The sequence below is a fragment of the Shewanella mangrovisoli genome, from assembly GCF_019457635.1.
GTDB lineage: Bacteria > Pseudomonadota > Gammaproteobacteria > Enterobacterales > Shewanellaceae > Shewanella > Shewanella mangrovisoli.
The window spans coordinates 3255856-3274821 of sequence record NZ_CP080412.1 but is presented as its reverse complement, the minus strand read 5'-3'; the positions used below and the strand labels follow the sequence as shown (position 1 = coordinate 3274821).

The following is an 18966-nucleotide window of genomic DNA, read 5'->3' as shown; positions in this document are numbered from 1 at the left end:
GTAAAGCTAGGTGAGAATTATTCTCATCTTTGGCTTTGATGCCTATAATGCCGCCCTATTTTTTACACTATGTAACAGGGGATGGGGAGATGAGATATCAACCTAAGAGCAGGATATCAAAAGCAATAATGGGCTGTGTGGGTTTGACGATATTGCCTACGTTGCCACTTAATGCCAAGGAAGTATTGGGAGCGCCTAAGGTCGAGCCAATCGAGATATTACAAGTACATGGCCAGCAATACCGCCGAGCGACCACTATGACTAAGCCGGGCGAGGCGATCATCTCTATGGAGCAGATTGAAGAGATGCAAGCGACCACATTTGCTGAGGTCATCGATGATATGGCTGGTGCCCATATTGATGGCGGGACTCGCAGTGGCGGTGAGCGCATCAACCTGTGGGGATTTGGCGAAACCGAAGATTTTAATATTTATGTCGATAACGCCCCCGTGGGATTTGAGCAGTATCGTTATGGCTCGTTCTTCTTAGATCCCGATTTAATCAAGCGAGTCGAAGTGATTAAAGGGGCCCACGATGTCCGCTCGGGTAACGGCGGCTTTGGCGGCTCTATGTATGTTGTGACTAAATCTGCCGATGATTTTTTAACTTACAATCAAAACGTTGGTGCCCGAGTCAAAGCCAGTTACGCCAGTAATAACGACGCCCAAAGCTACACAGGAACAGTTTATGGACGAGCTAATAAACAACTTTCAGGTTTATTGCATGTCACTCGCCGTGATGCGGGGGATGTGACGCTTGCCAATGGTGACGAATTTGAATACTCAGGTTATGAGCAAAATAATTACCTCGGCAAACTGGATTACGAACAGGGCGACCATCAACTCATGTTGAGCCTGACCCATTATCTCGACGAAGGGCGTAAGCCATGGGCCAATCGTCGTGGACCTATGCCCGCAATTTCTGACTACAACATCCGTAAATATGGCTCCTATGAACAGGCGCTCTATGCCACCACGGCCTACAACACCTATGAAGACAATACTTGGTCGGCGAATTATCGCTACTCACCGAGTAATCCTTTAATTGATACCCAGATAGTGATTTCTCATTCGGCGAATGCGCGTCACTGGATCAGGCCGCCAATCGCGTGGGAGAAGATGACTGTCTCCGTCGGCAACTTCGGCCATGAATCTTGGCTGGATTACAAACGTGACTACATTGACATCAACAACTTAAGTGTTATTGGGGATCATGAGATCACCACGGGGTTGCAGTTCCGCAGTCTCGATAGGGATTCGATGGTGTTTAACAAAAGTTATGAGAAAAATCCCGAGAAAAACTACGGTTGGTACACGCCTTACTATCAGCCCGAAGGGCGTCAGGATACCTATGCGGTGTATTTGCGCGATGCGATTAGCGTGACGGATGAGCTGACCATCACCCCTTCGCTACGCTATGACTTTATCTACAGTATTGGTCGTCCCAACATTGCCCCCGATTACAACGATATCGAGGCGGGGCACGACTACAGTTCGACCCACCATTCGGGCTTTTCACCGCGATTGGGAATCGACTACCAGTTAACTGCGAATACTCGAGTGAATTTCGATTACGCCTACAGCTTACAAGCGCCAGTGGTCGATGAAATCTATGCGGTGCAATACGCAAAGGCGAGCATTACTGGCACGAGTCGAGATATCGATGTGGAGCGTCTGCACGCCTTTAAATTGGGCTTGATGACACAGCAAACCAGTCTTTTTGCCGCCCAAGATACGCTTTCAACCCAAGTGACCCTCTTTGCCAACTTGGGGCGGGACGATATTGCTCAGCGCCGAGGGGCAAAGTCCGACCCAAATCAAGCGATTCAAAGCGGTTACACCAATCTTGACGGCTATGATATCTACGGCGCCGATCTCGAGTCCCAATATCGTTATCAGGATTTCTTCAGTGACTTAGCGGTTTCTTGGTTACAGGGTGAGCACAGGGGATCGCTCAGAGACAGTCAAGGCGAGGACGAATACCTTGCCAACATTGCGCCGCTGGATATTCGCCTGCGTGTGGGCATGTACATTACGGATGACATCTCAGTCGCTTGGCAAGGCACTTGGTACGATGCGCAGGATAATGTGCCTCAGGGTGATATCTTCAATGCTGAGTCCCCAAGTGAGAATTACTTCTTACAAAATATATATTTAGCCTACGAGCCCCAAGAGATTCTAAAAGGACTCAGCGTGCGCTTAATGGCAAAAAACCTGACTAACCAGCAAGTGACGCCGTTTCTATCGGATGGAATTCCCGCGCCGGGGCGTGATATTAGGCTCAGTTTAGCTTATGAATTTTAAGGATTAAATGGCGATTTAAAGGATGGAAAAACAGATAACTCATATAAAAAATAGGGTTATCTTGCCTTCCCCCCTGCCGTGAAAAGCCAATTTATGGCATAATCCGCGTTTTATTACGCATGTAGACAGAAAAAATGACTGAAAATGAATTGCTAACTCGCTGTGGCGGCAAATGTGAACTCTGCGCAAGTGACGTCGAACTCTCCATTTATGACTTACCAGCTTCCGATGGTCATGAAAATGAGATCATGATTTGTGAAAATTGCAGCAGCCAAATCGCCGCACCGGATACCATGGACATGAACCACTGGCGTTGTCTGAACGACAGCATGTGGAGCCAAGTCCCAGCGGTTCAAGTAATGTCATATCGCATGCTGAAACGCCTAAGCAGCGAAAGCTGGGCGCAGGATTTACTGGATATGCTGTATCTGGAAGAGGATTTACGTGCTTGGGGCGATGCCGAAGCGGCAGCCGCGAGCGATGATACGCCACCGACCTTAGACAGCAACGGTGCAGTACTGAACGCTGGCGATACCGTGGTTATCATTAAAGATCTCAACGTCAAAGGCACCAGCTTTGTGGCAAAACGCGGCACAGCGGTTCGCAATATCTCGTTGACCAACAATCCTGAGCATATCGAAGGCCGTGTGAATGGCACTCGCATCGTGATCCTGACCTGCTTTGTGAAGAAGTCTTAATCGACTCGAGTTGAAGCTGTTAGCTTGATACCTGAACCGCCCAATTTTTACAAATTGGGCGGTTTTTTATGTGCTTAAATCCTAGGCCATCACTTGTCGATAGTGCAGGGCATAGCTGCTCGGATTAAATTGCCGCGACAGCAGATAAGCGATGACACTCAGCGCCGCAAGTAATAACCAGGCCATATTAAAGCTTTGGAAATTATCGCGAATAAGTCCCGCTATCCAAGGTGAGATAGCGGCAATACTGTAGCCAATACCCTGCACAAAGGCAGTTAACTTACCCGCTAACAGTGGATTCTGTTGATGATCCATAGTCACAATCAAACTCAGCGGGAAAATACCACCAATCCCGAGTCCCGCCAGCGCGGCCCAGAGGAATATCGACACCTGTGGTGCGAGGGCGAATCCGATAAAACCAATGAGTTGCAACAGACACAGTAAGGCAATAATCGCCCGTCTATCCGTCGATTTGCTGGCAAGCCAAGGAAAGACTAAGCCTGCGATCACTTCCATACTGGTGAGGAAGCCTAAGGCTAATCCTGCCTGGGTTTGGCTATAACCTAACTCGATGGCATAAGGTGCTAACCAGGCGAGCACGCAGACATAACAACTTGTTCCTAAAGCAAAAAACAGTGCCAATAACCAACTGCGGCGATAGCGCCAAAATGAGTATTCCGCCTGTTTGTCGGTGTGACTCGGCAGGGCAAGATGTTTTCGGCTGACAATCCATAGCAAGATGGCGATGAGGGCTAACCAAGTCCAATGGCCTAAGCCTGCTCGCCAGCCTAAATCGGCCGCTATAAAAGGTGCGCTGCTGGCGGCCATTGCCGCCCCGCCCATAATGGCGGTGACATATAAGCCCATCATCAACGGTGTTTTGTCGGCAAAGTTTTGTTTAATCAGAGTAGGCATTAAGGTTTGGATGAGGGCGATACCCATGCCCGCTAAAAGTGCAGAACAGATCAGCGCATTCACCGTCTCGACCCAAAAACGCATCGCAGTTGCAATCAGCAGAAATAGCAGCGATACCGTCACAGTGTTTGCAAACCCCAAGCCTTTGGCAATCTTAAAACCAACGAAACACCCCATTCCCATGGCAAGGACTGGCAGCAGGGTGAGCATTGAGGCGAGGGCAAAACTTAAGGAAATATCCTGTTGAATACTCGGCAGTAATGGGCCGACAGAGGCAAGGATGGGGCGCAGATTAAGCCCGATAAGTAACAGACTGACACCTATCATCAGCTGATTGCCCCTAGGGGATAAAATATGAGACATCGCATACTCCTACGCAGGGTCGAATAAAAATGGCTAACACAATCCGTTGAACAGTTTGCACTGTGAAACTGACTTAAACTTTATAAGAAGTATCTTTACGTAAAGATATATGAATTCTGCGGTAAAATGGTTAGCATGTAAAGAATCTTTATGTAGAGATAAAACCATGGCAGAAAATCAATCAGCACTCGATACTCAGCAGGCACTCGTAACGTCTGAAGACGGATTGGATATCATCCTTGGGCAGTGGCAGGCTCAAGGAGTGACAGAGGATTTGGTCCCGATGGCGGTGTTAGGGCGCATCGCGCGCCTGACCAAATATATGGAAAACGCCATCGCCCTGTGTCACGGCGAATTTGGCCTAGGTCAGGGGGAATTTGATGTGCTCGCGACGCTCAGACGTTCGGGCGAGCCTTATATGCTATCGCCTTCGCAGTTGTATCAGAGCATGATGTTAAGCTCTGGCGCTATGACGAGTCGCTTAGACCGGCTTGAAAATAAAGGGCTGATTGCCCGTGAGCACAGTAAGGAAGACCGCCGCGCCGTGCATGTGTCGCTCACCGCAGAAGGCAAGTCATTGATTGACGCGGCGCTGCCCAAACATATTCAATGCCAGAGCGCGTTATTGGCAGGGGTGCCTAGCGCCGAGCGCGAAACATTGCAGCAGATTTTAAAGACTTGGCTTGCTCACTTTGAACGGTAATCGGCCCTGTTTTTGGGGCGAGAGACAAAGTGCCGTATGGCGTTTTTAGGGATAACATCAGGGAGTGACTATGGTAAAAAAACGCGAAGCGTTTGAAATTGAAGGCAAGCGAGTCGTTGCGGGCACGCAGATGGGGATAAAACTTCCCGCCGCTAAGCTCTATACCGATACCCAACTCGATATTCACGTGGAAGTGTTCCATGGTCTCAAACCTGGCCCGACACTGTTAGTCTGCGCCGCCATCCATGGCGATGAGCTCAATGGCATTGAGATCTGCCGGCGCTTGCTTGGGCGTGTCAATCCTAAAAATCTAGCAGGCACTTTGATAGTGGTGCCCATAGTCAATGTGTTTGGTTTTATTCAACAATCCCGTTATCTCCCCGATAGACGCGATCTCAATCGTTGTTTCCCCGGCTCGAGCAAAGGTGCGCTGGCGAGTCGTTTAGCCAACCTTTTTGCGACCCAATTACTGGTGCATGCGACCCATGTGATTGATTTACATACGGGCGCAATTCATAGGGATAACTTGCCGCAGATCCGTTGTGATACTGGCGATGAAACCATGTTAGCTATGGCGAATGCCTTCGGCGCGCCACTTATCATGCACTCCAAGGCGCGCAGTGTGTCGATGCGTGGCTATGCGAACCAGCAGGGCATTCCCTGTATTTTGTATGAGGCAGGCGAGGCGCTGCGCTTTAGTGAACTGGCGATTAAGTCGGGTCTTAAGGGCGTACTCAATGTGATGCGAAGCCTTGGTATGCTCAAGGGGCGAGTCAGTAACAAGGTCGCCAGTGTCAGCGCAATACGCAGTTATTGGGTTCGCAGTGAGTCCGATGGTTTAGTGAATATGAAGCTTAAACTCGGGCAGCGGGTCAATAAGGGGTATATCATCGCCCATATTGTGAGTCCGCATGGGGGCGATAGCGTAGCCATTCGCGCCCCCACCGATGGCATCATCATAGGGATCAGCAATATACCTGTGACCAATGAAGGTGAGGGCATGTTCCATATTGCGCAGTTTGAAGGGGATGAAATTGAAATCGCCAACGAACAACTCGATGAATTTTTAATGGAATACGCCTGATATTTACTGCGCCTTAGCTTTAAAGCCAATAGCGTAATGAGGAGTCAAATGAAGACTGTTAACGTCGGTGATAAACAGATTTGCCCGAGTAAAATTCTGTGTATTGGGCGAAATTATGTCGACCATATCCATGAGCTGGGTAATGACATTCCCGAAGATATGGTGGTGTTTTTCAAACCCAACTCGGCGATTAGCACAGTGCTGCATGCTGAGCATTTAGGTGAGGCGCTGCACTATGAAACTGAGTTGTGTTTTATCTATCAGCAGGGGCGTTTTAGCCATGTTGGGGTCGGGCTGGATCTCACGAAGCGAGAGCTGCAAAGCAAACTGAAAGCCAAGGGATTACCCTGGGAAAAAGCCAAAGCCTTCGACGGCGCGGCGCTCTTTAGTCCCTTTGTTGCTATCGATGATGCCAGCGCGGCATTTGAATTCAGCTTAACGATAGACGGGGTGTTAACCCAAGTGGGCCATATTGAGTTAATGATCTATAACCCGCAGACGATTCTAGAAGAATTACAAAGCTTTACCACCTTAGAAGACGGCGACATTGTGATGACAGGCACCCCAAAAGGTGTCGGCATCATTCCACCGAATCGGGTATTTAAGTTGGCCTTAGGCCTTAAGGATGCGCCACACCAAGCGCCCTTGGTCGAGTATGAATGGCAAAGCTGGTAATGCAATGACGGCGCACTCTGCATCGGCTCATCAGGCGGCAACTGAGCTGGCAATCCATCCCCTTTGGCAATATTTGCTCGCCTTAGGGGCCGAGCCCGAGCACTTAGCGCCGCTACTCAGTCAAGCAAGGGCGTTGGTATGCCAGCCCGGCGAGTGCTTATTACCCCAAGGCGAGCGTCAGCCATTTGCCTATTTTGTGGTGGATGGCATAGTGCGCGCTTGCCACTATACCCAAGAGGGCAGTGAACGCTGTAAGGAGTTTTACTTCGAAGGTGAGCTTTGTTTCTTATATAGCAGTTGGTTAAAGCAGGATATTGCGCCCTATCAGTTAGAAACTGTCACCGCTTGTCGGCTAGTACAAATACCACTTGCCGTGCTAAACGAGCCAACGATGCAGCAAGTGCAACTGGTACTACTCAAACAGCAATTATTGTATAAAGAACAAAAAGAAGCCTTTTTGCTGCTCAATACACCTGAGCAACGTTACTTACATTTACTCCAATACTTTCCCCTCTGGGTTGAGCGTTTAACCCATGCCCAACTGGCTAATTATATTGGCATCACTGCGATTAGCCTGTCGCGGATCCGTAGACGTTTGCAAGATTCAGTATAAACAGCCAGCCAGTTAACTTAAGTTAATGCGCTTTTAGTTCATCCCCTGCATGCTCCTCGGCGCTAAGTTTGAGTCACAGCTGAATGTATCGGCTTATTTTATAAGCCGATATTAAGCCCTAAAGGAGCCTATCTTGAGTGCTTTTTCCCTGTCACAACTATTGGTGGCGATTGCCATCGTTTTCGATTTGATGTCGTTTCAATTTAAGGCGCGTGAGCGCATCGTCGCCTGTTTATTCGTCTCGGGCATCCTAATCTCCATCCATTTTTGCTTATTAGCACAATGGACGGCAGCAGGCCTGATGGGGATTGCCACTGTGCGTTATCTCACCAGCATTTTTACAACGTCCAAAAAGGCCATGTGGTTTTTTAGCGGGGCGGCGGTGCTGATGAGCGGCTTAACCTACAGCGGACTTGTGAGCGTGGTAAGTTGTATTGGAACGCTGTTTCAAACCCGAGCTGCCTTTTGCCTGGCGGATAAAAATCTGCGCTTATTGATGATAGTCGGCACCAGTTTTTGGTTGTGCCACAATATCTTAGTCGGCTCACCCGTGGCGGTATTGATGGAGCTGCTGTTTATTGGCAGTAATCTCGTGGGATATTACCGCTATTATTTTCGAGGACAATTACGCTCATCCTGAAGGAAGGCTTAGATACCTGCCACGGCTTCCATGTCTAGCTCGATATCGGTACAGCCCTTAGGGCAAAAAATACCTGCGGCTTGGTCGGCTTTAGCCGTCTCCGGCAAGATGACTTTGAGGGTTTGATTGCAGCTTGGACATTGCACTGGCTTGCCTTTAAAGACCCGTTTAATCAGGTTTTTCTGTTCATTAAACGAGTTTGCAGTGCTTTGGTTTAACACCGCAAAAGGGCTAGTCGATGCATTGGTCATAGGCAATTAGATCCTTAAAGGTACGGTTATACTGTGGGCTATGTATTTAGCGGAAAGAATTATAGCCCGATTGGGAGCGGGAATGAAAAGTCTAAATCATATATATCAGCATGTGTCCACTTGCTGAACTTAGGCTGACTAAAAGCAAAAATAAGCGGTTTTGACCTTGTCGGAAGGGTGATTTTTTGATGCTATCAGCAAGGCGGATTTTATCATAAGAGTGAAATATGCCGCGACTAGGATATTGGGGGAGATAATGAGTATGTTTGTTAAATTAACGATAGCGGCGACTGTCCTTGTGCTCAGTATTCTTGCCGCGGGCATTTATCGTTTTAACATGACCAATGATGATATCTACATGGTCATGGAAGATGGCCAAGTGCTGCAATACGATGAGGCCATGGCGCAGGCCGATGCAAAGGCAAAAGCCAAAGAGGCGGCATTATCTTCCAGTGAAGATGCCATCGAATCTGTGGTGCCAAGCGAGGTCAAACCGGTGGCGAATGCCTCCGAGGTGATGCTGAAACTCTTTAGCTTAAATACGGCCAATCCCTTTGAAGTGAAGCTGCCCGATAGCCAACTGCCCGTGGTATTGACGCACTTTATTAAAATCAAGCAAACGGAATTTGCGCTGGGGGATTATCAACAAGGTGATGAAAAGGGAAGGGTATTGCTGGATTATCTGCGGATCACACCGCTTAATTTTGACCCCGCATTAGAGCCCGATACCCAAAGCGATGCGACATTACAGGACGATCCTAAGCAGCAAACCATGCCCTTTGTGGCGCCTTATATCGTCACAAACCAAGGTTCGGGGGTATTTTGGTACCTTGGCTTGTTTAGCTTAGATTATGCTCAAAATCGATTAGTGCACTTAGGCAGTGTGTTTATTGGTGATCGCATCGAAGTCGATAGTATTGAACCCGTGTATCCCTTTGAGGCGCCGTTTAAAGTCGCTATTACCTACCGCGATAGGGCGGCTGACCAACCTATGGCCGAGGAGCCTAACGTGGCTAAAACCCTTGAAGTCGGTGTGAGTGAAACGGAAATTAAAGCACTGTATTAGGTTTATATCTGGGCTTATGCTAAGTTAATTTTACCTCAGCTACGGCTGAGGTATTTATTTCACCTAGCGGCTGGGAAAGCTAAGGTTTTGGCATAAAGCATAAAATTAAAACAAGGAGCGAGTCATGGAAATGACCAAAGTCACGGGCAAATTTGATGTTAAGCTCAATCCCGAGAGTGCCTATGCCACAGGTGTGGGGGGCGTGAACTTGGGCAGAATGACCTTAGATAAAAGCTTTTATGGTGAGCTAGAAGCTCGCAGCCAAGGCGAAATGCTCAGTGCCATGACGGCGGTAAAAGGCTCGGCGGGTTATGTAGCGATAGAGCAAGTCGTAGGTAAACTGTGCGGCAGACAGGGCAGTTTTGTGCTGCAACATTTTGGCATTATGACTGATGGTCAAAACCGATTACACCTTGAGGTTGTCCCCCATTCAGGTGCGGGTGAACTGGTGGGGTTATATGGCACTATGGCGATAAGCATCGAAAATGGCCAACATTTTTATGAGTTTAGCTTCTGCATCGAACAGGAAGCTGAAGCCTAAGGCATGATTAATATGGCATCGCACCGATAAAACAAAACCAGCCGAAGCTGGTTTTGTGATTTTTGCCCGAGTGACTAATATCAAGCGTTGAATTGGCAAGTGCTGAATTAGCAAGGGCTGCATGTCAGGACCATTATGAGGTTTTGACTTTGATCTTATCGACGACCTTTTTCACATCATCGGTATTTTTAGCAATGGTCAGGGCTAATTGACGCTCGGCATCGCTAGCCACTTCACCCTGTAAGGTCACTACGCCATCGGCAACATCGACATTAATTTGGGTGCCCGATACGTCGGTCGAGAACAACAGACGGGTTTTCACGACCGTTGCGACCTTAGAGTCGGTTAGGGTCTTCACCACCTCACTGGTGCCTTGGTCTTCATTCATCACGGTTAATTTGTTATCGACCCCTTTTACACCATCTAAGCTTTTGATGAGCTCAGCGGCGAGCGCCTTATCGACACTGCTCTCCACTTGACCGGTTAAGGTGACATGGCCGTTTTTCACGTCGGTCATAATGTCAAAGGAGTTGAGATTAGTATTGAGCAACAAAGTCGTTTCGGCCTTGCCATCGATCCAAGCATCTTTGGCGTCGTCTTTCCAATCCTGTGCGGCGGCCACATTTAAACTGATAGAACCGACAAGTAAGGTGGTTAAAGCTAAAGTTGTCGTGTTTTTCATAATGATATCCTCCGTTGTTATCTCGAAGGAACTAAAGCGTGAATCGTGCCAATATTTTTATCTAACTGATTTTAAATGGGTTAAGTGTTGTTTGTAACTTGTTTTAGGTGTTTGGCTTAATCGCCAAATCGGCGCTTTTTACCGACAAAATGTAAATATTACCTAGGGTGATTCAGCGATTGGGCTTAAGTGGGATAAGCGCTAAAAACAGTCAGACCGCATGCAACAAAAACGCGGCTCAGTTGGCCGCGTTATTTGGAGGTGTAGGCGCATTTACAGGGCTTGGCAGCGCAGGTGCAAAGTATCCAAATGGATTTGTAGCCAGGCAATATCTTCGGCCAATTGGCTGATTAACCTCGGGTGATTGGCTTTTTTGATTAATTGTTTGAGGTGGTTAAGGCGTTGACGCTCAAGCTCACAGAGCACGACGAGAGCATCGGCAAGTTGTTGTTTGATAAGTAAAGCATCGACATCGGCATAGGGCCGAGTCTGCGATGGCGGCGCCGAGTGAGGGCTCTCCCGTTGCAATGTTTGGGCGAGCAGTTGCCTAAATCGCGCCTGCATTCCTTGGTACGTCTTGATTTGGGCGATAAAAATGCGTTTTAGGCTGTAGTCATCGACTGAAGTATTGGCCCGAGTATAAAAATCCACGCCGGTTTGCGTCAGCTCGATTAACTCATTAACCAGCTTAATATCGGCGCTCAGCTCGGTCTGATGTTGCGCAACATTAGACGTCATAACGACCTCCTGTGGTAGTTTGGGCTGCTCCACCGACACGGATTGCCCAAGTTTTTTATGGAAATATCAACTTCATTCAGCTTCTATGCATATTTCGTTCACTTTTTAATGATAAGTTAATGACTTGATTTAACTGATGATATTTATCCATTGTCGCCAGTGGGCTGCTTATTATCGGCAACTCTTACCGTTGAGATTGTTAAAATTTCACGGCTGGCATACAGTGGTGCTTCATTCACAGGGAGTGGCACAAGATGATCCGACCAACGCTTTTCTATCATCTACAGGACTTCGAGACCGAGCAGGCATTAGTTCAGCTCGAGGGCGCGCAGACCTACAACAAGCTACGCAGTACCGATGATTTATCTTGGATTACTCAGCTGGAGGCCAATCGTATCGATGTGGCGATCATTGAGCTGCCCCGTCTAAGCCGTGAAGATTACTTAGCCTTACTCGAGTCCAGCGCCATTGCTGATGTGGAGTTTATTTTCCTCTCCGACGGCCTACCAAATCCTCACCTCGATAAACTCTTGTCCAAATACGCGGGCTACCATTTCCGTAAGCCCATCGATATGTCGTTGTTGTGCGAAACTTTAGCGGATTTTGCCCAGCATCTGGTTGCCAATACCTCGACGCGCATTCGCCCCTTTGCCAGCGAGTTAGATCAATATGGTCTGCTGGTGGGCTCCTCATTACCTATGCACCGTTTGTATCGCACTATCCGCCGCGTGTCGGCCGCCGAGAGCAATGTGTTGATTATCGGTGAGAGTGGCGCGGGTAAAGAATTGGTCGCCAATACCATTCACTTAGCCAGCCCGCGGGTGAATAAGCCCTATATTGCGATTAACTGCGGCGCCTTGAGCCCAGAATTGGTCGATAGTGAACTCTTCGGCCATGTAAAAGGCTCTTTCACTGGCGCGAATCGCGATCACCAAGGGGTATTTGAGCAGGCCGAAGGCGGCACCTTATTCCTCGATGAAGTCACCGAGATGCCCCTTGAGCATCAAGTTAAGCTATTAAGAGTGCTCGAAAATAATGAATATCGCCCCGTCGGCAGCCCTAAGGTGCTCAAGGCGAATGTGCGTATTGTGGCGGCGACAAACCGCGATCCTCTAGTGGCGATTGAGCAAGGACAACTGCGGGAAGACTTGTACTTTCGCTTAGCGCATTTCCCCATTCAAGTGCCGCCATTGCGGGAGCGTGGGGAAGATATAGTGGGACTGGCGAAGCATTTTCTGGCCTATCGCAATGCGGCGGAAAAACAGAGCAAAGTGTTCTCGCCTTCAAGTTTAGAGGCGATTGCGGCCCACACTTGGCCCGGTAATGTGCGCGAGTTAAAGCATGCTATCGAGCGCGCTTATATTCTGGCGGACCATGAGATTACCCCTGAGCATTTACAGCTGACACCTAGTTTGGATAAAGAGTCGGCAGCGGAGGAAAATGTAGTGATCCCCCAAGGTATGCGCCTCGAGGAGCTGGAAAAAATCGCCATTTACCAAGCGCTTGAAACGAGTCAGGGTAATAAAACCGACACCGCTGAGCAGCTTGGGATCAGCGTTAAAACCCTCTATAACAAGCTCAGTAAATATGAGCAGGAGTCAGACGTTCAAACCGCTGATGCAGATTCCGTTAGCGAAGATCCCGTTAGCAATAGCGTCGCCAAGTACTAACCTGCATTAAATGCCTGAAAATAAGCTAATGCATTGATTCAGCTTTTGATTCATATAGTTTGGTTCAGAGTTGATTCTGAATGTGTTAGCTTATTTTGGCTCTGACTGCGGTTCATCATTTTGCGCTTGATAGGGCACAAACACTTTTAAAGAGGCGGGCAGGATGTCGATATTGAGTTCCTCTGGCTCACAAATTTCGCCATCAATCACATACTTGCATGGGGGCTGACTGCTGAGCTTCACCCTTTTAGCGTGGGCATGTTTCACTTTACCCGCGTTGGCCGAGGGCGCAGAGTCGCTATTGGCGGCCTCTTTAATCCAGCCGGTAAAAGCCAGTTCAGCCAGACTGATAAGCTGTTCATTCGGCTCATTATTTGAATCCAACCAAGTGATATCCAACAAGCCGTCGGTCATATTGGGTTCGCCCTTACCTTGGGCGAGTAAGCTGGTAAAAGGTGCGGCATTGGCAACCACTAGGCTGTGGGTTTGCACTGTCATTGGGGCTTGGTCATCTAAAGTCAGCTGCAACTCGAGGTTGGTGTCGGTGTTCACCGCGCGCCACAAACCATCGAGGTAGGCGAGTTGGCCGAGGGCATTTTTACGCTCGCGGCTCGCCGACTCAATCATTTGCTGCTCAAACCCAATGCCAACCAGCAGCAACACCAGCCGCTCATTGCAACGCGCCGTGTCTATGGTCTGAGTCTGGCCTTGGATAATATTATCAAGGGCTTGGGAGACGGCATTGAGCTTACTGCTTAAACCAAAGAGGGCGTGTGACAGGGCATTGGTGGTGCCTAACGGGATAATGCCTAAGGTGATATCGGTGTCGATAATCTCCGCCGCGACCTCAGTGACTGTGCCATCGCCCCCGCAAGCGATGATGATATCGGCGCCCTGAAGCCGTGCTTTTTTCGCTTGGGTTTGGGCGCTAATCTCTGGCGTGGTGAGTGCTAACTGCACCTCAAAATAGCGTTTCAGCTCAGTGCAAATTTGTTCGCCATGGCTCTGCCATTTACCCGCGCCAGAGACGGGATTGGCGATAATCCAGGCGCGCTTATGCAGTTTGATTTCCCCTTGAGTGTACATCTGCTCTAGCGCTTTAAGTTGCCAGCGATTTAACCCTGCGGTTTTACGAATGCTTTTAATCTGTTGCAGCACCGCGGCAAAACTGAGTTCGGGGCGACGGCATACAAGATAAGCGGCCAGCACCATCACGGAACGCCCGCGACCGAGCGCGCAGTGGATTAATACCCGCTTTTGGGCACGTACTTGGCGATGTAACCAGTTAATCGCCTGATTTAATTGGGCGCTAGTCGGTACGCTGTGGTCAAGAATAGGGATATTCAGATAGTCGATATGATCCTCATACAGGGACACATCGAGGCCGTCGAATTCGGCGGTGACATCTAAAATAGCGGTAATGCCATAACGATTTAGTTTAGGTAAATCGGCAGCGCTTAAGCGGCTACCCAAGTACAGGTATTTATCAATGGCTTGCATTGAAGGCACGCTATCGCGGCGCCGTGCCCAGAGATTATAGAGTCGGCATCCTAATAAAAACGGAATAAAGCCCCAGCGAATATACCAAGGGATGGAGCCATCCTGGCGTTTTCTAAAAATACTGGCGAGATTAAACCAATAGGCCGAGCCGACAAGGGCGAGGGATAGGCTGCTCCATGCCCAAATAAAGGTGAAGATGGGAGAGTGCCCCGTTACGGCGAAATAGCCAAATAACAGTGCTCCGAACAGGTAGAAATACTTAATGTGGACCCTACTCAGCATTGGCATATCCTCCATCGATAAACGGCGAGCCTCAGGGAAACCCACTTTATCGTAACCAATGACTGTCGCGATAAAGTGGCTCAGTGGTACTCACTCGAGCTGTGGTTTCCCTGATTAGCTCGTTTGCGGGACTATCTACTCTCCGTCATCCGTTCTAGCAGCGGGTATCTTTCGCTTTAACGCCTTCTTTCAGTTCTTCACAGGCATCTTCAATCGCATTGCCTGTATCTGTGATGGCTTCATCAATTTTTTCGCCTGCGTCCTCGGTGTGGTTGTCGCTACAGGCTGACAGTCCAAAGGTTAATAATAAGGCTAAAAATGCAGTGGTAATCATGGTCATAGGTTTCATATCGATTCTCCTTTTATCCAATTTAAGCGCGTGGTGCCTTGCCCTTAAGGGCGTTGACCAGCAGGGAAATCACAAGTAATACAATAAATAGGAAGAAAATAATCTTTGCGATCCCCGCTGCGGCGCCAGCGATCCCCGTAAATCCAAACAGTCCGGCGATAATGGCCACAACCAGAAACATTAAGGTCCAACCTAACATAGCACCTCCTTTGTCTTATTTCGGTTTTTCTGTCTTCTTTCACTCTGCATGTTTACGTCGAGTGAGCTAGTTGCTGGGTGAGTTGGATAAGCAAGGTTACGTCTTACATCCTGTTATCACTCAATCGCGCAATAAACTCACAAAGGGGATATTGCGAGCTTAATGCCAACTTTGAGATTTTTAGCTAATCTACTGATTATTAGTGTAATTTTTAAACTTTGTGTTGGCGGTAGTATTGGCTGATATAAGTGAGATAGGCAATTTTTACCTGCGATTCGGTAAGAGTTGCAGTAGGGAAATCGAGGGGAAACAGCATAAAAAAGCCGATAGCTTTTGAGTATCGGCTTAGATTAAGGTGTTGATTGCTAGATTGATAATACGACAGACAGTACCTTGCGGAAAGTTCTTAGCTCTTGCATCTGCACAAACGCTAACAGTCGCAATACAACTGTGATGTGTCCTATCACTTAGGGTTTGAATGATATCTGTTAGACATTACGATAATAACTGCACAGGAAATACCATAGAGCGCACTAAGACTTCCATAATGAATCCCTGCTTCAGCGGACGTAATATCTCCTGATGTAAAAGATATAGATATTCCAATATAGGCGCTCAAAATACCCACAGTTGCACCAGCTAGCCCAAACTTACAACCTCGATGACTGGATGCTAAGGTGCTGTCTGCGGTGCTATTAATATCCAGATTACTAACGTTAATATCAAAAGCTGCCGCTAGCGCTCTTTTGGATTCTAAGGAGCCAGAGCCTTCACTCTCTACTCTCTGAATAGTACGAATGCTCAGTCCTGAGATTGTGGCGAGTTGATCTTGGGACCAAGAACGTTCGCTTCGAAGCTTTTTCACTAATTCTTTGTTTATCATTTGTTCCATTTTCTAGTTCCTAATAATGATTGCAGTAGGCGAATCATCATCTAGAACCCATGATTTTAGTTATGACAACCTTACGTCAAAGTTACGACAGTAGCCCGCCAAGCCGTTTTACGCCGCCAACAGTGGGAAAACATGCGGTTTTCTGCGCTAGGCTAAGGTGATACTGTTTGGCTAAGTGAAAACCTTATAACCAAACTGAATTCCTACTTGATTAATGATGTCTGTGCATTGTGATAGGAACTGTGTTGCTAATGCTGTTGGCTCATATTTGCACATAATATTAATTTTAAACTCTCTTCCACGTGAATCTGGATAGCTTTCAAATACCTCGCCAGACTCGAGAAAAGCCAAGTAGATATTAATCTTTTCCTGAAGGAGCAAGAGATGCTTATCATCCCATTCCAAATGATCTGAGATGGTTAGCACGACGACACCTTCATTATCTATTCCAATGGCGTCAATTGAATCTTGATCTTCTATGCTCATAGATATTCAACTCTAATGGATTGCGGCAAATCTCACCTTCAACAATTTGAAGTAGCAAAACTCAAGATTATGATTTTATTGTTTATTTTTAGTTGTGATTCATTTCTGTCAGAGCCGGGGCATCAGTTCAGTTCTTTGGGTTTTGTATAACGAATTGTTTGTAATGTATTGAATATTAAGGCTCGATAATAAGGATTATTTGAAATAATGTGCAAAACGATACTTTTGAATGATAAAAATCCTTATTAACAAACCATGCTTTATATAAAATTTTGGGACGATTGCATTTATCAACGTCTCCCACCCAATTTGAAATCTTGCCTCATGTATTGGATTGATTGTAGATAAGTGTTGCAGGCGAGCATTGTCACGGCAGTGGACATCGGAAAAAGGGATTTTTCCGTTGAGCCCCCAAGGATGGGTTTACGGCGTGCCACTGAAGTGGCAATGCAGAGCGGATATTGAGCCCATAATAGAATCAAAAACAGAACGCCAAAAAAGCGGGTTAAGTTTTCACTTAACCCGCTCAATAAGGTTTAGCAAAGTGAATTAGCAGCGTTGCAGTGGTTTCCAGCGTTGCAGGCTGACTGGAATACTTACCCCTTGGGATAACAACAGGTTAATCCGTGCTTGGTAGGCCGCACCCTGCATTAAATGTTTAGCCAAATCGACCGCATTGCGCTCGCGGTAATCATCTAAATAACTGCCTTTTGCCCAGGCATTAAAGGCACCGAGGGCAGGGCCTGCCCAAATCTGGTAATCCATTTCGCGGCCAACTTCGCCCGTGTTTGACCAACGGCTCGAAAGACCCAAATACCAACGGAAAATCAGTGCCATTTTGCGTTTTGGATTATCCAGCGCGCGCTCAATTTGCTTAGGATCGCGCTCATTAAAGTGCGCCACAGTGCCTGCCCAAATCTCATCTAATGAGGCGCGAAACACTTGCTCTTCCAGCTTGTGTCTTTCCTCTGTCGGGATCGCCTCAATCGAGTCGTAGCGGGTGTAAATCTCGTAGAGTTTATTGGCGCGCATCGGAAATAGGGTACCGCGCTTAACCACTTGTAACTTAACGCCCATTTCAAACATATCGGCGGCGGGCGCCATAGTTACATCGGCCATTTCGGTGGTGGCGAGTAATTTACGGGTATGTTCGCTGGCTCCAGCCTCAACACAGGCTTGATTGATTGAGCCAGTGACAATATAGGCCGCGCCCATATTGAAGGTCGCCAGCGCCGCATCGGGCGTGCCGATACCACCACCTGCGCCCACACGGATCGGCGTTTTGTACTGGTACTTGGCTTGAATGGTATCTTTGAGCGCCAAAATGGTCGGCAATAACGTGACCAGAGGACGATTGTCGGTATGGCCGCCAGAGTCTGCTTCGGCGGTAATGTCATCGGCCATGGGCACAGATTGCGCCATCAACATTTGATCTTCGCTGATAAGCCCTTCGTTCACTAATTGTTGCAGCATCTTAACGGGGGCGGGCTCCATAAACTTGGTGGCCACCTCGGTACGGCTGATTTTAGCAATCACTTTGTTGCCAATCACAATCTCGCCGTTGGCATCGCGGCTCAGACCTGCGGCGCGGTAATAGACGATTTGCGGCGTTAAGCCCAAGAAGGCCGAAGCCTCAACTGTACGCACTTGATGCTTAAGGAAGAGTTCGACACTGCCACGCTCAAGCGCTGGCTCGCTCGGGCTGTGAATGAGGTTAAAGGCGTAGGGGCCATTGGGCAATGCCGTTTGAATGCGTTTAATCGCGGCTTCTACACGAGATGGGATTAACCCTGCCGCGCCAAAGGAGCACAGAATGCCCGCCTGACCTAAGGCGATAACTAACTCTTCCGAGGCGATACCGTTGGCCATGGCGCCCGCGTAGTAGGCGTATTTCACCCCATGCACGCGGCGAAAATTACTGTCGCCCAAGCTTTGGGTGCCAAGGGCGGGGGCGAAGGCACTGACAGGATGCAAACCATTGCTTTTGTGTAAGCTATTGCTGGGTTCTGCAAGACCCACCACCTCGGCGCTTTGGGCTATGCCTAAACCTTTTTCGGCATGATTGACTAAGTAACAGGCTTGATTGAGATCTTTAAGTTTTTTGCCAAGGGAATCGATATCGAAACTGATGGCGGCTTCATCAACCTGCCATGGCCAAGGACTGAGTTTTTTATTGTCGAGTGTGGTAATCGTCATTTGGGCTGTTCACTTTTAGGTGTTTGGGGCCTGAATTTGTTTGCCGCAGTGGGTTATTCCCTTGCACTGCGGCAGTTGTGTGCTGTTTTTAAGCTAACTGTGGCTAATACTGCAATGTAG

At 48.1% G+C, this 18966-nt stretch carries 20 protein-coding genes; 10 read left to right on the top strand and 10 right to left on the bottom strand.

Annotated features, from left to right (window positions below; all coding sequences use genetic code 11):
* Positions 1 to 89: 89 nt before the first annotated feature.
* Positions 90 to 2303: a TonB-dependent receptor domain-containing protein gene (locus K0H60_RS14410; protein ID WP_220056158.1), complete on the top strand. Its 2214-nt coding sequence runs from the start codon at positions 90 to 92 to the stop codon at positions 2301 to 2303.
* A gap of 134 nt (positions 2304 to 2437) precedes the next feature.
* Positions 2438 to 3001 carry a PhnA domain-containing protein gene (locus K0H60_RS14405; protein WP_011626751.1) on the top strand — a complete coding sequence of 188 codons (564 nt, stop codon included), beginning with the start codon at positions 2438 to 2440 and terminating at the stop codon, positions 2999 to 3001.
* An 81-nt stretch (positions 3002 to 3082) separates the two neighbouring features.
* Here K0H60_RS14405 and K0H60_RS14400 read toward each other — a convergent pair whose 3' ends face one another.
* A complete protein-coding gene (locus K0H60_RS14400; RefSeq protein ID WP_220056157.1) occupies positions 3083 to 4279 on the bottom strand; it encodes a cyanate transporter in 1197 nt (398 codons plus the stop codon).
* A 166-nt stretch (positions 4280 to 4445) separates the two neighbouring features.
* On the opposite strand from K0H60_RS14400, the gene K0H60_RS14395 reads away from it, so the two are divergent.
* From K0H60_RS14395 to K0H60_RS14375, 5 genes are all read left to right on the top strand, one after another.
* Positions 4446 to 4982 carry a MarR family winged helix-turn-helix transcriptional regulator gene (locus tag K0H60_RS14395; protein WP_220056156.1) on the top strand — a complete coding sequence of 179 codons (537 nt, stop codon included), beginning with the start codon at positions 4446 to 4448 and terminating at the stop codon, positions 4980 to 4982.
* Positions 4983 to 5052: 70 nt separating this feature from the next.
* Positions 5053 to 6066 (top strand): succinylglutamate desuccinylase/aspartoacylase family protein, encoded by a 1014-nt coding sequence (locus K0H60_RS14390; RefSeq protein ID WP_088210614.1) that lies wholly within the window; start codon positions 5053 to 5055, stop codon positions 6064 to 6066.
* Between the two features lie 48 nt (positions 6067 to 6114).
* Complete coding sequence (locus tag K0H60_RS14385) at positions 6115 to 6741, top strand: fumarylacetoacetate hydrolase family protein (protein ID WP_220056155.1); 627 nt, start codon at positions 6115 to 6117, stop codon at positions 6739 to 6741.
* A gap of 4 nt (positions 6742 to 6745) precedes the next feature.
* Positions 6746 to 7354 (top strand): Crp/Fnr family transcriptional regulator, encoded by a 609-nt coding sequence (locus K0H60_RS14380; protein WP_220058176.1) that lies wholly within the window; start codon positions 6746 to 6748, stop codon positions 7352 to 7354.
* 133 nt (positions 7355 to 7487) lie between these two features.
* Positions 7488 to 7994: a YgjV family protein gene (locus K0H60_RS14375; RefSeq protein ID WP_220056154.1), complete on the top strand. Its 507-nt coding sequence runs from the start codon at positions 7488 to 7490 to the stop codon at positions 7992 to 7994.
* 8 nt (positions 7995 to 8002) lie between these two features.
* On the opposite strand, the gene K0H60_RS14370 is transcribed toward K0H60_RS14375, so the two are convergent.
* A complete protein-coding gene (locus K0H60_RS14370; RefSeq protein WP_011626746.1) occupies positions 8003 to 8245 on the bottom strand; it encodes a hypothetical protein in 243 nt (80 codons plus the stop codon).
* Between the two features lie 256 nt (positions 8246 to 8501).
* Here K0H60_RS14370 and K0H60_RS14365 point away from each other — a divergent pair, with 256 nt between their 5' ends.
* Both K0H60_RS14365 and K0H60_RS14360 read left to right on the top strand, forming a co-directional pair.
* Positions 8502 to 9311 (top strand): hypothetical protein, encoded by an 810-nt coding sequence (locus tag K0H60_RS14365; RefSeq protein ID WP_220056153.1) that lies wholly within the window; start codon positions 8502 to 8504, stop codon positions 9309 to 9311.
* Positions 9312 to 9435: 124 nt separating this feature from the next.
* Positions 9436 to 9852 (top strand): DUF3224 domain-containing protein, encoded by a 417-nt coding sequence (locus K0H60_RS14360; RefSeq protein ID WP_220056152.1) that lies wholly within the window; start codon positions 9436 to 9438, stop codon positions 9850 to 9852.
* 133 nt (positions 9853 to 9985) lie between these two features.
* Here the strand turns inward: K0H60_RS14360 and K0H60_RS14355 are convergent, their stop codons facing one another.
* On the bottom strand, positions 9986 to 10534 hold the full coding sequence (locus tag K0H60_RS14355) for a BON domain-containing protein (protein WP_088210618.1): 549 nt from the start codon (positions 10532 to 10534) through the stop codon (positions 9986 to 9988).
* A gap of 273 nt (positions 10535 to 10807) precedes the next feature.
* Complete coding sequence (locus K0H60_RS14350) at positions 10808 to 11272, bottom strand: hypothetical protein (RefSeq protein WP_220056151.1); 465 nt, start codon at positions 11270 to 11272, stop codon at positions 10808 to 10810.
* Between the two features lie 254 nt (positions 11273 to 11526).
* Between K0H60_RS14350 and K0H60_RS14345 the strand changes: the two genes are divergently transcribed.
* A complete protein-coding gene (locus tag K0H60_RS14345; protein ID WP_220056150.1) occupies positions 11527 to 12942 on the top strand; it encodes a sigma-54 interaction domain-containing protein in 1416 nt (471 codons plus the stop codon).
* A gap of 90 nt (positions 12943 to 13032) precedes the next feature.
* On the opposite strand, the gene K0H60_RS14340 is transcribed toward K0H60_RS14345, so the two are convergent.
* From K0H60_RS14340 to pfaD, 6 genes are all read right to left on the bottom strand, one after another.
* A complete protein-coding gene (locus tag K0H60_RS14340; RefSeq protein ID WP_220056149.1) occupies positions 13033 to 14724 on the bottom strand; it encodes a diacylglycerol kinase family protein in 1692 nt (563 codons plus the stop codon).
* Between the two features lie 154 nt (positions 14725 to 14878).
* On the bottom strand, positions 14879 to 15073 hold the full coding sequence (locus K0H60_RS14335; protein WP_220056148.1) for a hypothetical protein: 195 nt from the start codon (positions 15071 to 15073) through the stop codon (positions 14879 to 14881).
* Positions 15074 to 15095: 22 nt separating this feature from the next.
* Complete coding sequence (locus K0H60_RS14330; protein ID WP_011626732.1) at positions 15096 to 15272, bottom strand: DUF1328 domain-containing protein; 177 nt, start codon at positions 15270 to 15272, stop codon at positions 15096 to 15098.
* Positions 15273 to 15735: 463 nt separating this feature from the next.
* Positions 15736 to 16164, bottom strand: coding sequence for a helix-turn-helix transcriptional regulator (locus K0H60_RS14325; RefSeq protein ID WP_220056147.1), 429 nt, complete (start codon positions 16162 to 16164; stop codon positions 15736 to 15738).
* 171 nt (positions 16165 to 16335) lie between these two features.
* The gene (locus K0H60_RS14320; protein WP_220056146.1) at positions 16336 to 16650 is read right to left on the bottom strand and encodes a DUF6572 domain-containing protein; all 315 of its coding nucleotides are present in this window, start codon (positions 16648 to 16650) and stop codon (positions 16336 to 16338) included.
* A gap of 549 nt (positions 16651 to 17199) precedes the next feature.
* Entirely contained in the window at positions 17200 to 18846 is a 1647-nt protein-coding gene (gene pfaD / locus K0H60_RS14315) for an eicosapentaenoate synthase subunit PfaD (protein WP_220056145.1), read from the bottom strand.
* Between the last annotated feature and the right edge of the window lie 120 nt (positions 18847 to 18966).

Excerpts from the sequence above, each read along its gene's own strand:
- K0H60_RS14410 (WP_220056158.1), top strand. The coding sequence starts at position 90 with ATGAGATATCAACCTAAGAGCAGGATATCAAAAGCAATAATGGGCTGT.
- K0H60_RS14405 (WP_011626751.1), top strand. The coding sequence starts at position 2,438 with ATGACTGAAAATGAATTGCTAACTCGCTGTGGCGGCAAATGTGAACTC.
- K0H60_RS14400 (WP_220056157.1), bottom strand. The coding sequence starts at position 4,279 with ATGTCTCATATTTTATCCCCTAGGGGCAATCAGCTGATGATAGGTGTC.
- K0H60_RS14395 (WP_220056156.1), top strand. The coding sequence starts at position 4,446 with ATGGCAGAAAATCAATCAGCACTCGATACTCAGCAGGCACTCGTAACG.
- K0H60_RS14390 (WP_088210614.1), top strand. The coding sequence starts at position 5,053 with ATGGTAAAAAAACGCGAAGCGTTTGAAATTGAAGGCAAGCGAGTCGTT.
- K0H60_RS14385 (WP_220056155.1), top strand. The coding sequence starts at position 6,115 with ATGAAGACTGTTAACGTCGGTGATAAACAGATTTGCCCGAGTAAAATT.
- K0H60_RS14380 (WP_220058176.1), top strand. The coding sequence starts at position 6,746 with ATGACGGCGCACTCTGCATCGGCTCATCAGGCGGCAACTGAGCTGGCA.
- K0H60_RS14370 (WP_011626746.1), bottom strand. The coding sequence starts at position 8,245 with ATGACCAATGCATCGACTAGCCCTTTTGCGGTGTTAAACCAAAGCACT.
- K0H60_RS14365 (WP_220056153.1), top strand. The coding sequence starts at position 8,502 with ATGAGTATGTTTGTTAAATTAACGATAGCGGCGACTGTCCTTGTGCTC.
- K0H60_RS14360 (WP_220056152.1), top strand. The coding sequence starts at position 9,436 with ATGGAAATGACCAAAGTCACGGGCAAATTTGATGTTAAGCTCAATCCC.
- K0H60_RS14355 (WP_088210618.1), bottom strand. The coding sequence starts at position 10,534 with ATGAAAAACACGACAACTTTAGCTTTAACCACCTTACTTGTCGGTTCT.
- K0H60_RS14350 (WP_220056151.1), bottom strand. The coding sequence starts at position 11,272 with ATGACGTCTAATGTTGCGCAACATCAGACCGAGCTGAGCGCCGATATT.
- K0H60_RS14345 (WP_220056150.1), top strand. The coding sequence starts at position 11,527 with ATGATCCGACCAACGCTTTTCTATCATCTACAGGACTTCGAGACCGAG.
- K0H60_RS14340 (WP_220056149.1), bottom strand. The coding sequence starts at position 14,724 with ATGCTGAGTAGGGTCCACATTAAGTATTTCTACCTGTTCGGAGCACTG.
- K0H60_RS14335 (WP_220056148.1), bottom strand. The coding sequence starts at position 15,073 with ATGAAACCTATGACCATGATTACCACTGCATTTTTAGCCTTATTATTA.
- K0H60_RS14330 (WP_011626732.1), bottom strand. The coding sequence starts at position 15,272 with ATGTTAGGTTGGACCTTAATGTTTCTGGTTGTGGCCATTATCGCCGGA.
- K0H60_RS14325 (WP_220056147.1), bottom strand. The coding sequence starts at position 16,164 with ATGGAACAAATGATAAACAAAGAATTAGTGAAAAAGCTTCGAAGCGAA.
- K0H60_RS14320 (WP_220056146.1), bottom strand. The coding sequence starts at position 16,650 with ATGAGCATAGAAGATCAAGATTCAATTGACGCCATTGGAATAGATAAT.
- pfaD (WP_220056145.1), bottom strand. The coding sequence starts at position 18,846 with ATGACGATTACCACACTCGACAATAAAAAACTCAGTCCTTGGCCATGG.